Origin of the sequence: Burkholderia sp. BKH01 (genome assembly GCF_025685725.1) — a bacterium.
GTDB lineage: Bacteria > Pseudomonadota > Gammaproteobacteria > Burkholderiales > Burkholderiaceae > Burkholderia > Burkholderia pyrrocinia_C.
On record NZ_JAOTQT010000043.1, the window covers coordinates 20,094 to 32,177 of the forward strand.

A 12,084-nucleotide genomic window follows, 5' to 3' on the forward strand; every position below is an offset into this window, starting at 1 on the left:
CGGGCCTACGCCGTGCCGGCGGGTGCGGTTGCGGCCGCTTCGTCGGCGCTCATCAGCCGGCCGGCCTCGCGTAGCGCGGCGCGGACCGCTTCGGGCGTAAACGGCGGCGCGTAGAACCGCACGCCGGTCGCATCGAACAACGCGTTCGCGACCGCGGCCGGGCCCGGCACCGACGCCGATTCGCCCGCGCCGAGCGGCGGCTCGCCTTGCCTCGGCATCAGCACGACATCGACGTCCGGCACTTCCGCGAACGTCAGGATCGGATAGCTCGCCCATTCGCGCGACGCGACCTTGCCGTCCGCGAACCGCACGCGCTCCTTCAGCGTGCGGCTCAGTACCTGGATCACGTTGCCGTGGATCTGGTGGCGCACGCCATCCGGGTTGATCATCGTGCCGGTGTCCTGGCCGACCGTCACGCGTTCGATGCGTATCTCGCCCGACACGCGATCGACGCACAGGTCGACGATCCATGCCGACCACGCCGCGCCGAAACCGGGGAAGCGGCTGTGCACGTAGCGCGCATACGCGACGCCGCGACCGCGCGCGAGCCGCGTGCCGTCTCGTGCGCGAGGCGTGCGCGCCGTGCGCGGTGTCCAGCCCGCGCGGTCGGCCACGGCTTGCAGCAGCTCGGCCGCGCGCGTGTCCTGCAGATGGCGCAGCCGGAATGCGAGCGGATCGACGCCGGTCAACGCCGCGCATTCGTCGACGAACGCATCGTGCGCGAACGAGTTCGGCAGCGCCGATACGCCGCGCAGCCACGCCGCGCGCACGAGCGGCGCGAGATCCTCGCAGACGAAGCGGCGATGCGGGCTTGCGTATGGCGACACGGCCGTGCGGTCGCCCATCTCGAACACGCGCGGCTCGGGCGCGATCGTGCCGGTCAGCAAGGCCGCGAGCAGCGGCGCGTCGTTCGACGGATAGCGCGTCGTGAAGTCGTAACCGAGCAGGCTGCCGTCACGCGTGACGGTGCCGGTTACCTGCATCGACTGGCCGGCGCCTTTCGGTTCCCACAGATGCTCGTCCGCACGCGACAGTTGCACGCGCACCGGTCGGCCGACCGCGCGCGACAGCAGCAGCGCGTCGCCGCACACGTCGTCCGCGCCGTTGCGGCCGTAGCAGCCGGCCGCCTCCATCCGCACGACATCGAAATCGGCTTCGTCGCGCGCGACGAGCGTCGCGAGGTCGAAGCGCAGCGACACCGGATTCTGCGTGCCGGACCACACGGTGATCCGACCGTTGCCCGGTTCCCGGTAGTCGGCGAGCGCGCATGACGGGCCGATCGAGCCGTGCATCTGGAACGGCCACGCATAGGTGCGCGACAGCGTGATCGTGTCGGGCTGCGCGCGCGCCGCGTCGACATCGCCTTCGTCGAGCAGCACGCGGCGTTTGGCCGGCGCGGCGGCGATCGCGGCGGCCGGCTCGTCGAGCGGCGGCAGCGCGGCATGCGGCCGCCACGTCACGCGCAACTGGCGCGCCGCGCGGATCGCATGTTCCTCGCGTTCGGCGACGACGCCGACGAAATCGCCGATCGCGACGACGTCCACCAGCCCCGGCACGTCGGCGACCGACGCGCGATCGACGTCGACGAGCGACGTGCCGACGAACGGCCCGCTGTCGTGGCCCGCATACGGCGGCCGCACGACACGGCCGTGCAGCATGCCCGGCACGCGCATGTCGTGCACGAACGTGAGCTGGCCGGTCGCTTTCGCGGGCAGGTCGACGCGCGGCGCCGACTTGCCGACGATCCGGTACAGCGCGGGATCTTTCGTGCGGGTGTTCAGGTCCAGCGTCAGCGCGATGCGATGCGCGGCGACGAGCGCCGCGAACGTCGCCGTTTGCCCGTCCGCCGAAATGGTCCCGTCGTCGATGGCCAGCCGCTCCACGTCGACGCCGAACCGCTCGGCGGCGAGCGCCAGCAGCGCATGGCGCGCCTGCGCGGCCGCGCAGCGCAGCGGCGTCGCGGAAATCTGGATCGTCGCGCTCGCGATGGTCGGGCCCTGGTTCGGTGTCGCGGCCGTGTCGCCGAGCACCATCGTCACGCGCGCGGCCGGCACGTCGAGTTCCTCGGCGACGATCTGCGCGAGCGACGTGCGGATGCCGGTGCCGAGATCGACGTGTCCGTTGAACGAGAGGATGCGGCCGTCGTCGAGAATCGCGACGAAGACTTCGGGCAGCGCCGGCACGTAGGACGACAGGCTGCCCGGCTGGCCGGGCGCCGGCTTGACGGGCGGCGCGGGCGGCCGGATCACGGTCAGGCAGCCGTCGCGCACGAGCAGTTCGGAACGGTTCACAGGGGAGGTGTCCTGTCGGGAGCGGCGCGGCCGGCGACCGGATGCGTCGGAGAGGGTTCGGGCGGCGCGCGTCAAGCCAATCTAGGTCGCCAAAAGCGCAGCGTCAATCGCGGGCGACGCATGCGCCGCCAGCGATCCGTCGCGACTCAACGCACGTGCGCGTGCATGGCGTCGATCGCCGCGATCGCGTCGTCAAGCGGCATCACGGCCGCATATTTCTGCTGCATGTCGAACAGGTTCGCGTCGTGCGGCGCGATCGCGCGATCGCCGACGCAATCGGCGAGCACGAGCGGGCGGAACCCGTGCGACATCGCATCGACCACGCTCGCGCGCACGCAGCCGCTCGTCACGGCGCCCGCGACGAGCAGCGTCTGCACCGCGCGCTGCGCGAGCCAGGGGCTGAGCTGCGTGCCGAAGAACGCCGACGGCACGGTCTTGCGCACGACGAGTTCGCCGGCCGCGGGCGTGAGCTCGGGCACGATCGCGCTGTTCGGATGATGCTCGGTCAGCGTCGCCATGCCGGGCACCTTCAGCGAGAACACGTTGTCGTCGCTGCCGTCGTCCGCGTACACGATGCGGCTGTGCGCGACGGGCCAGTCGCGTTCGCGCGCCAGTGCGAGCGCGTGCGTCGTGCGTGCGATCGCCGGCGCGATGTTGCCGCCGCCGAACGTTGCGGGATCGGCGAAGCCGACCACGAAGTCGACGATCAGCAGGCCGATGTTGCCGTGCGGCGGCAGCGGCGTGCCGAAACCCTGCTGGCGGTAGACGTTCGCTTCGGCGTGGCGGGAAAGATCGTTCATGGTGTCGGGCGCTCGTCGGTCACGCGGGTTGGTCGGTCACGCGGCCGTCGCGCACGACGGTTTCGCCGTCGAGCTCGACCGTGCAGCGGCGCAGCGGGATGTCGATGTGGCAGGTGGTCGTGCGGTTGCCGCCGCCTTCGTTGTTCGGGCCGAGCGAGAACAGGAAGTTGCCCTCGAACGCGCGCGCGTCCATCCCGATCGTCGCCTCGCGGTCGTACAGCCCGAGCGTCGACCAGCGCGCGCGCGGTTGCAGCCCCCAGCCGATATGCGAGATCGCATAGCCTTCGGGGTCCGCGAAGGTCTCCATGTAGTCGCGCAGCAGGTCGGCGTCGACGCCGCCTTCGATGTGCGTCGCATAACCGCCTTCGACGGTCAGCGCGATCGGCTCGCTCACGTAGTGCTTCTGCGGCAGCAGGATGTCGCCGCGATCGATCACGATCGTGCCGCGCGCGGTGCGGTCGTTCGGATAGGTCAGCGCGAAGCCGCTCGGCCAGTGATCCCAGCGGCCGGGCGCGTCGACGAAGCCGTATTCGGCGGTCGGCGGGAAGTCGCCGAGCGGGCAGGTGAGCGCGGTGCCGGCCGCCGACGTCACGCGCATCTCGCGGGCGGTGGCGATCCGCTTCGCCGCGGCGAGCACGCGCGTGCGGTCGGCCAGCGTCGGCACCATCCGCACGAGCACTTCGGGCGGCTCGACCGCGAGCAGGATCTTCGTGCCGGATTTCAGGATGTCGTGCTGCTCGGGCGAGAACAGCAGCGTCATCAGGTCGAGCACGAGGTCGCTCTCGCGTAGCGCGGCGATCGCGGCCTTGTTGCCGGTCAGCGGCGTCGTGCCGAGATACGCGAGCGGGTCGCGGCTGAACGCTTTCTCGCCGTTCACCGGCGGCAGGTCGAGCCGGTTGACGATCGCGCCCATCGATTGCGTCGCGATCAGCGCGCACGACAGCGTCTGAGGATGGGTGGCCGCGCTCGTCAGGATCGTGACGGTCTGGCCCGGTTCGAGGCGCGACAGCGTGAGCACCTGCTTCCACGCGTCGATCAGTTGGGTGTCGCTGACTGGCATCGTCGGCTCCGGTAAGGGCGTGAGGGAAAGGGGATCAGGCCGCGAGCGGCGTGCCGAGGAAGCCGCCGAACGCCGCGTAGAAGCCCGGCGCGTTGTCCCACGGGATCATGTGGCCGGCATCGGGCACGCGCACGTGTTGCATCGACGGCGTTGCGCGCTGCAGTTCCGTGACGTCGTCGTCGCGTACCACGTCGCCGCGTTCGGCCGTGATCAGCAGCGATGGCACGGCCAGTTGTGCGGCGTCCGCGTGGAAATCGTCGGTATGGAATCCTTCATGGCTCGCGCGCACCGCACGCTCGTCGCAGGTATGCAGCCACTCGGCGCGCAACTGGAGTTCGGCATCGGTCCAGGTCGGGCAGAACGCGCGCATGCCTTCGGCGTCGGTGCCGGCGCGCGCGAGCGCCATCGAGTCGATGTACCACGGCAGCTTGCCCGGATAGTCGCGGCGGTTCGGGCCCGACACGGGGGGATCGACGAGCACGACGGATGCGAGCCCGCGGATGCCGCGCCGCGCCGCGCGCGCGGCGATCCGCGCGCCCATCGAATGGCCGACGAGGCTCGTGCGCGGCAGGCCGAGCGCGGCGACGAGCGCCGCGACGTCGTCGGCCTGTGCATCGAGGCTGTAGTCGAGCGACGGCGATGCTTCCGACAGCCCGCGGCCGCGCACGTCGAGCACATAGGTGTCGAATGCCGCACCGAAGGTTTCGCCGACGAAGCCCCACGTGATCGCGGGGCTCGTGATGCCGGGAATCAGCACGATCGCGGCGCGCGACGCGCGTTCGCCGGTCGCGCCGCCGTAGCGCAGGTAGTGCTGGCGGATGCCGTTCGCGCGGATGTTCGCGCCATACAGGAAAGTCGAGGGCATGAATGGACTCCGTCGGAAGGGCCGGGTTCAGTACGCGCCGGACAGCAGCGCGCCGGCGCCGGGCACGACCGGCTCGAGATCGAGCTCGCGCAGCATCGCGTAGGTGGTCGCGATCGCGGCCGTGATCACGGGCTTGCCCGTCATCGCCTCGACCTTCGCGACGGCCGGCAGCGACGGCATCTGCACGCACGCGGACAGCACGATCGCGTCGGCGTCCTGGTACGGCAGTGTCTTCACGATGTCGGGCAGGCGAGCCGGATCGTGGCGGCCGACGTCGAGGTTGTCGGGAATTTCCAGCGCGCGGTAGCCGAGCACTTCGAAGCCTTCGTTGCGGATGTAGTCGACCACGAGTTCCGTCAACGGCAACATGTACGGCGCGACGACGACGATGCGCTTCGCACCGATCACCTTCAGCGCGTCGACGAGCGCACCCGCGCTCGTCAGCACGGGCGCCTGTGCGCCGTTGTCGGCCGTGTGCTTGGTCAGGCGCGCCTGCGACACGCGGTGGTAGCCGTGCCCCATCGCCATGATCGCAACGAGGCACGCATAGCCGAGCACGTCGACGCGCGCGTCGCTCAGTTCGAGCGCGCAGCGGTCGGATTCGGCATCCATCGCCGCCAGTTCCTCCTTGACGACCTTCTTCATCCGCATCCGGCTCGAGTGATACGTGAAGCGCTCGGGGCGGATCGTTTCGCGCAACCGCAGCATCGCGGGAATCTCGGTTTCCATCGTCGTGTTGGAACTCGGCACGATCTGGCCGATGCGGTAGGTCTTGCTCATGACGGGAGGCTCCGTGTCGGTAAGGGTGAGGCGGCACGCTGGCGCGGGATCGCCGGATTTCGAGCAAAGTCTAGTGTGTACATTTGAAAATGGCAATGGATCAAAATGATGACAATCGCACGAAGATCGTTTGTGTGTACGGAGTTAAGAGGAATTATTGGTGTTTTCCCGAATGTGAATAAAACGAATGACAATCCGCTTGTCCTGAATAAATTGAGTGTGTACGCTACATAAACGCCATTCAATCCGCCCGTTCTCGTGCCGCGTTCGGCAACGGGCCCACGATCAGGAGATCCGCATGAGCACACCCCGTATCGCAATCATCGGCGCCGGTCTCGGCGGCACGGCCGCCGCGGCACTGCTTCAGCGCGGCGGCTACGACGTCGCGCTGTACGAGCAGGCGCCGGCGTTCTCGCGCCTCGGCGCGGGCATCCACCTCGGCCCGAACGTGATGAAGATCATGCGGCGCATCGGCTGCGAGGACGCGCTGAACACGATGGGTTCGCATCCGGATTTCTGGTACAGCCGCGACTGGCAGACGGCTGACGTGCTCGCGCAGATCCCGCTCGGCGACTACGCGCGCAAGACCTACGGCGCGAGCTACCTGACCGTGCATCGCGGCGATTTCCATGCGTTGATGACGCAGGCGGTGACGCCCGGCACGATCCGCTTCGGCAAGCGGCTCGCGGCGGTGGAGGACACCGGCGACGCGGTGCGGCTGACGTTCGCCGACGGCAGCGTCGAGACGGCCGACATCGTGATCGGCGCGGACGGCGTGAATTCGCGGATCCGCGAGCACCTGCTCGGCGCGGAACCGCCGCGCTACACGGGGTATGTCGCGCACCGCGCGGTGTTCCCGGCGTCGCTGCTCGGCAACAAGCCGTACGACATGTGCGTGAAGTGGTGGTCGGAGGATCGCCACATGATGGTCTACTACGTGACCGAGAAGCGTGATGAGTATTACTACGTGACCGGCGTGCCGCAGGCCGAATGGCCCGAAGGCGTGTCGATGGTCGACAGCAGCCGCGACGAAATGCGCGACGCGTTCGCGGGTTTCCATGCCGATATCCAGCACCTGATCGACGTGTCGCCGTCGATCACCAAGTGGCCGCTGCTCGAGCGCGATCCGCTGCCGCTGTGGAGCCGTGGCCGCCTCGTGCTGCTCGGCGACGCGTGCCATCCGATGAAGCCGCACATGGCGCAGGGCGCGGCGATGGCGATCGAGGATGCGGCGATGCTCGCGCGCTGTCTCGACGAAGTCGGCATCGGCGACTACGCGGGCGCGTTCGCGCTGTACGAGGCGAATCGCGCGGCACGCGCGTCGAAGGTGCAGCTCGTGTCACACAACAACACGTGGCTGCGCACGAACGAGGATCCGTCGTGGGTGTTCGGCTACGACGTGTTCGACGTGCCGCTCGTCTCGCCGTCGCGCAACAACGTGGCGGCCGCGGCCTGACGCGCACGCGATTCTCGCGCCGGCCGGCGCTTCGCCGTCGCGAGAATCGATGCGCCGGACCGTGCGTTTTTCGGCGTGTTATATGTCATGCGCGCGCCGCCAGGTGCCGGCCGGCAGCAGTGCCTGCCGCCGGCCGGCCCTCGGCCCGCCACCGCATTCCGGATCCATTCATGTCCCATCCCGCTTCTCCGTCGCGGCCGCTGGCGTTTCGCGTGAACGGCACGCCGCACACCTTCGACGAGGCCGCGCCCGACGCGCTGCTGCTGCTGGTCCTGCGCAACGACTGCGCGCTCAACGGCCCGAAATACGGCTGCGGGCTCGGGCAGTGCGGCGCGTGCACGGTGCTTGTCGACGGGCAGGCGACGCGGTCGTGCGTCGTGCCGGCCGCCGCCGCGAGCGGGCGCGACGTCACGACGCTGGAAGGGCTCGGGTCGCGCGATGCGCCGCATCCGATCCAGCGCGCGTTCATCGACGAGCAGGCCGCGCAATGCGGTTATTGCCTGAACGGGATGATCATGAGCACGAAGGCGCTGCTCGACCGCAACCCCGCGCCGGACGACGCGGCGATTCGCGATGCGCTGCGCTTCAACCTGTGCCGCTGCGGCACGCACCTGGAGATCATCCGGGCCGTGCATCGTGCCGCACGCTATCTGCGGGACGGCGATGAAGCATGACCTGAGCCCGCCGGTCGAGCAGGAGCGCGCGGCGACGCACGAGCCGCGCGACGAAGGCGCCGCCGACGTACCGAACACGCATCACGCACGCTACGAATGGCCGATCGGCGATCTGCGCACGCACGCTTCGCTCGATATCGAAACGCGGACCGCGCGCGACGGAAGGATGACGAGCTGGCGCTATCGCGCGCAGGCAGCCGGCACGGTAACGGACGATCTTCACGGTTCGACGATCGACGGCACGGATTCCGGCCCTGCATCGCCGTTCGTGTACCGCCACGCGCAGACATCGATCGAACTGGCCGACGCCGGCCGCGCGATTCCCGGTTATGCACACGTGTTTGCCCGCGAATCCTTCGTCGACGAACTCGCGGGCGCGTTGCGGCGCGACCCGGTCGCGTTGCGCCTGCAGCATCTCGATGCATCGCGGGACGCGGGGCCGCGCGAGATTATCCGGATGGTCAGCGAACGCGCCGCATGGGGTGCACCGGTCGCGGCCGACGCGAGCGCACGTTCGCGCGTCAGCGGTCGCGGCTTCGCATTCGATGGCGCCGGCGCGCTTGCGGCACCTTCCGGCGGCGAACCACCGGCAGCAGATGCCGCCCGTGACGGCGACACGCGCTGGTCCGCTTGGGTCGTCGATCTCGATGTCGATCGCGCGACGGGCGACGTCGCGGTGCGGCGCGTCGTGGCCGGGCAGGGTGCCGGCAAACCGGGCGACGCGTCGATGGCCGGGTTGCCCGCGTGGCAGATCGAGGCGGCGATTTCGCACGTGATGGGCGCGCGGTTGTCCGCGCGGCCCGCGCATGACGAGAGCGATGCCGGAGCGCAGCCGGACGCGATCGCGCATGAACTGGTTGCTTCCGACGATGCGGCGCACCGCGCGCACGGCGAACTGTCCGCGCACGATGCGCGCCGGATCGAGCAGGCGGCGGCACCAGCCGCGGCGGCGATCGCGAACGCGCTGTACGACGCGACGGGCGTGCGTTTTCGCGCACCGCCGTTCGATGCGGAGCGCATTCGCGCAGCCCTCGCGCAACCGGCGCCGGTCGATTTCGGCACCGGGCCGCATGTCGCGTCGCGCCGCGTTTCGCGCTGGCGCCGCTGGCTGGCCGGCGGCGGCGCGGGCGGCGTGGTCGGCGGGCTGATCGGGCTCGCGTGTGCGATCCTGCCGGGGCCCGCGCCGATCGCGCCTGTCGCACCCGGCGGCGCGGACGGCGCGATGTGGAGCGCGGCGATGCTCGAACGCGGCCGCCAGGTCGCGATCGCCGGCGATTGCGCGGTATGCCACACCGCGCCCGGCGGCGCGACCAACGCGGGCGGGCTCGCGCTCGATACGCCGTTCGGCACGATCTACACGACGAACCTCACGCCCGATCCGGAAACCGGCATCGGCACGTGGTCGTATCCGGCGTTCGCGCGCGCGATGCGCGACGGCATCTCGCGCGACGGCACGCACCTGTACCCGGCATTCCCGTACACGGCGTTCGCGAAGCTGAGCGAGCCGGACCTGCTCGCGCTCTATGCGTACCTGATGTCGCAGCCGCCGATGAAGCATGTGCCGCCGAAGACGAAGCTGCCGTTTCCGCTCGACCAGCGGCGCCTCGTCGCCGGCTGGAACTGGCTGTTTCACGATGCGCGGCCGTTCGTGCCGGACCCGGCACGCTCCGCGATGTGGAATCGCGGCAAGTATCTGGTCGACGGCGCCGGGCATTGTGGCGCGTGCCACACGCCGCGCAACGCGCTGGGCGCGGAGAAGGGCGGCGTCGCGTATCTGTCGGGCGGCGAAGCGGAAGGATGGGTCGCGCCACCGCTCGTCGCATCGCCGGCCGCACCGGTGCCGTGGACCGAAGGCGCGTTGTTCGACTACCTGCGCACGGGCTTCTCCGCGCAGCACGGCGTCGCGGCCGGGCCGATGGCGCCCGTCGTCGCGGGACTTGCGTCGCTGCCCGAGCCGGACGTACGGGCGATCGCGCACTACCTTGCTTCGCTGTCGCCACCTGTCGACGCCGCGGTGGCCGCGGATGCGGCTGCCCGGCAGGCGCGCGGCGCTGAAACCGTCGCGACGCTCGGCCTCGAGAACGGCCGCCGCGCGTTCGACGCGGCGTGCGCGGTCTGTCACGCGGAATCGGGCGGCGTCGGGCATTTCGGCGTGCGCCCGCTGATGGGGCTCAACACGAGCGTCAGCCAAGCGGCGCCGGACAACCTGCTGCGCGTGCTGCACCACGGGATCGACCAGCCGGCCACCGACCGGCTCGGCTACATGCCGGGCTTCGGCGACGCGTTCGACGATCGGCAGATGGCCGAACTCGCCGCGTACATTCGCGCGCGCTATGCGCCGGGGCAGCCGGCGTGGCGCAATCTGGCCGAAGCATCGGCGAGGATCAGGCAGGAGCGCGTGCATTGACCGGCGCATGGGTGTGAGGGCACGAAATGGCGCACCGGTCGGGCAAAACTACGTGCGCGATGAAAACCGGCACGGCGCCGGGCTGTAAATCTTGCCTGCATCGGCCATCGTTTAACCATTCGAAACAATGTGTTCACTGAAAAGGGCATGATCTCCGGCGATCGGGCAGGCATACTGTCGCCTATGTTGTTCAATGCACGTCGGGCCGACGTGTGCCTGCCCTCATGTCCATGTCAGTTTCTTTTCGAACCCTGCGATGGTTGACCGTCGCGGCTGCCGCATGCTTGCTTGCCGCGTGTTCAACCGCTTCCGACGTGACCGCGACGTCGAACCCGAACGTATTCACCGTGACGACGCGCACGGTCGGCGTGTCGACGACGTGGGCCGATGCCCATGAGAAGGCCGTCAACGAAGCCACCAACTACTGCACGCAGCGCGGGATGCGCGCGAGCATGAAGCAGGAATCGCTGACCGGTGGCCGCCGCGTCGATGCACGCTCCGAACTCGCGTTCGAGTGCCATCCGACCTTCGAGACGGCATCGAACCCGCGCGGTTGAACGACGCGCGGCGTTGCCGCGCGACCGCCGCCGGAATTGGCACCTGCGTTTCTGTTTCTGTTCCCCCGTATGCAAGCCGACCCGCGATACGCGCAAGCGCATCGCGGGTCGGCGCACGTCCGGTGCTTGCCGCGTAGGCTACGCCGGCTGCGCCTCGTACAGCTTCACGCACGCGGAAAAGTCGAGTGCGCCGAGCCCCTGCTGGCTCATCGACTGATAGAGCTGCTGCGCGAGCGCGCCCATCCACACCGGCTGATGCGCGCTTCGTGCGGCTTCGGTCGCGAGCCCGAGATCCTTCAGCATCAGGTTTGCCGCGAAACCGCCCGCATAAGCGCGCGCGGCCGGCGCCGTGTCGCTCACGCCCGGATACGGGTTGTAGGTGTCCGAGCTCCAGCAGCGGCCGGTCGACGTGTTGATGATGCCGGCCAGCACGGCCGGATCGATGCCGAGCGCGGCGCCGAGCGCCATGGCTTCCGACACGCCCATCATCGAGATCCCGAGCAGCAGGTTGTTGCAGATCTTCGCGATCTGCCCGGTGCCCGTGCCGCCGCAATGCACGACGTTCTTGCCCATGTCGAGCAGCACGGGGCGGATGCGCTCGAACAGCGCGGCGTCCGCGCCGACCATGAAGGTCAGCGTGCCGGCCTGCGCGCCGCCGGTGCCGCCCGACACCGGCGCGTCGGCGAGCGGGAAGTCGCGCTGCGCGGCGGCTTCCGCTACCGCGCGCACGGTGCCGGGGTCGATCGTGCTGCAGTCGATCAGCGTTGCGCCGGCGCGCGCGCCGGCCAGCACGCCGTCGTCGCCGAGATAGACGGCGCGCACGTGCTGCGCGGCCGGCAGCATCGTGATCACGACCGCTCCGCGCGCGGCCGCGTCGCGCGGCGAGCCGGCCGCCGTTGCGCCCGCGCGCACCGCGGCGTTCACCGCGTTCGCGTCGAGGTCGAACACCGTCAGCGCGTGGCCGGTCTTGAGCAGGTTGGCGGCCATGGGGCCGCCCATGTTGCCGAGCCCGATGAATGCGATTTCCAAGTGCAGTCTCCTGTGTCGACCGGACTTGGCGCTTTAGCGCTTAGTCCGGTCCCATGCATCGTGGTCGACCGGACTTGGCGCTTTAGCGCTTAGTCCGGTCCCATGCTTCGCGGTCCCATGCATCGCGGTCGACCGGACTTGGCGCTTCAGCGCTTGGCCCGGTCC

The 12,084-nt window shown here is 69.7% G+C and carries 10 protein-coding genes; 4 read left to right on the plus strand and 6 right to left on the minus strand.

All coding sequences use genetic code 11. From position 1 onward, the window contains the following. Nucleotides 1–5: 5 nt before the first annotated feature. The 5 genes from OEJ37_RS33950 to OEJ37_RS33970 form a co-directional block, all read right to left on the minus strand. Nucleotides 6–2,291, minus strand: coding sequence for a xanthine dehydrogenase family protein molybdopterin-binding subunit (locus OEJ37_RS33950; RefSeq protein ID WP_263349368.1), 2,286 nt, complete (start codon nt 2,289–2,291; stop codon nt 6–8). Between the two features lie 146 nt (nt 2,292–2,437). Continuing rightward, nucleotides 2,438–3,091 (minus strand): isochorismatase family protein, encoded by a 654-nt coding sequence (locus tag OEJ37_RS33955; RefSeq protein ID WP_263349371.1) that lies wholly within the window; start codon nt 3,089–3,091, stop codon nt 2,438–2,440. A gap of 19 nt (nt 3,092–3,110) precedes the next feature. Next, nucleotides 3,111–4,151: a 2,5-dihydroxypyridine 5,6-dioxygenase gene (locus OEJ37_RS33960; RefSeq protein WP_174420415.1), complete on the minus strand. Its 1,041-nt coding sequence runs from the start codon at nt 4,149–4,151 to the stop codon at nt 3,111–3,113. Nucleotides 4,152–4,185: 34 nt separating this feature from the next. Then, entirely contained in the window at nt 4,186–5,016 is an 831-nt protein-coding gene (locus OEJ37_RS33965) for an alpha/beta fold hydrolase (RefSeq protein WP_175941736.1), read from the minus strand. A 27-nt stretch (nt 5,017–5,043) separates the two neighbouring features. After that, on the minus strand, nt 5,044–5,796 hold the full coding sequence (locus OEJ37_RS33970; RefSeq protein ID WP_174420417.1) for an Asp/Glu racemase: 753 nt from the start codon (nt 5,794–5,796) through the stop codon (nt 5,044–5,046). A 298-nt stretch (nt 5,797–6,094) separates the two neighbouring features. Here OEJ37_RS33970 and OEJ37_RS33975 point away from each other — a divergent pair, with 298 nt between their 5' ends. From OEJ37_RS33975 to OEJ37_RS33990, 4 genes are all read left to right on the plus strand, one after another. Beyond that, nucleotides 6,095–7,252 (plus strand): FAD-dependent monooxygenase, encoded by a 1,158-nt coding sequence (locus OEJ37_RS33975; RefSeq protein WP_152863739.1) that lies wholly within the window; start codon nt 6,095–6,097, stop codon nt 7,250–7,252. A 170-nt stretch (nt 7,253–7,422) separates the two neighbouring features. Beyond that, a complete protein-coding gene (locus tag OEJ37_RS33980) occupies nt 7,423–7,926 on the plus strand; it encodes a (2Fe-2S)-binding protein (RefSeq protein WP_174420418.1) in 504 nt (167 codons plus the stop codon). After that, complete coding sequence (locus OEJ37_RS33985) at nt 7,916–10,333, plus strand: molybdopterin-dependent oxidoreductase (RefSeq protein WP_263349374.1); 2,418 nt, start codon at nt 7,916–7,918, stop codon at nt 10,331–10,333. The genes OEJ37_RS33980 and OEJ37_RS33985 overlap by 11 nt, the downstream gene beginning before the upstream one ends. Before the next feature lie 224 nt (nt 10,334–10,557). Beyond that, nucleotides 10,558–10,890, plus strand: coding sequence for a hypothetical protein (locus OEJ37_RS33990; RefSeq protein WP_034179862.1), 333 nt, complete (start codon nt 10,558–10,560; stop codon nt 10,888–10,890). A 138-nt stretch (nt 10,891–11,028) separates the two neighbouring features. Here OEJ37_RS33990 and mmsB read toward each other — a convergent pair whose 3' ends face one another. After that, complete coding sequence (mmsB, locus tag OEJ37_RS33995) at nt 11,029–11,919, minus strand: 3-hydroxyisobutyrate dehydrogenase (protein ID WP_263349376.1); 891 nt, start codon at nt 11,917–11,919, stop codon at nt 11,029–11,031. Nucleotides 11,920–12,084: the final 165 nt, after the last annotated feature.

Coding starts and splice junctions, on each gene's coding strand:
- OEJ37_RS33990 (WP_034179862.1), top strand. CDS start 10,558: ATGTCCATGTCAGTTTCTTTTCGAACCCTGCGATGGTTGACCGTCGCG.
- OEJ37_RS33980 (WP_174420418.1), top strand. CDS start 7,423: ATGTCCCATCCCGCTTCTCCGTCGCGGCCGCTGGCGTTTCGCGTGAAC.
- OEJ37_RS33975 (WP_152863739.1), top strand. CDS start 6,095: ATGAGCACACCCCGTATCGCAATCATCGGCGCCGGTCTCGGCGGCACG.
- OEJ37_RS33985 (WP_263349374.1), top strand. CDS start 7,916: ATGAAGCATGACCTGAGCCCGCCGGTCGAGCAGGAGCGCGCGGCGACG.
- OEJ37_RS33955 (WP_263349371.1), bottom strand. CDS start 3,091: ATGAACGATCTTTCCCGCCACGCCGAAGCGAACGTCTACCGCCAGCAG.
- OEJ37_RS33960 (WP_174420415.1), bottom strand. CDS start 4,151: ATGCCAGTCAGCGACACCCAACTGATCGACGCGTGGAAGCAGGTGCTC.
- OEJ37_RS33970 (WP_174420417.1), bottom strand. CDS start 5,796: ATGAGCAAGACCTACCGCATCGGCCAGATCGTGCCGAGTTCCAACACG.
- OEJ37_RS33965 (WP_175941736.1), bottom strand. CDS start 5,016: ATGCCCTCGACTTTCCTGTATGGCGCGAACATCCGCGCGAACGGCATC.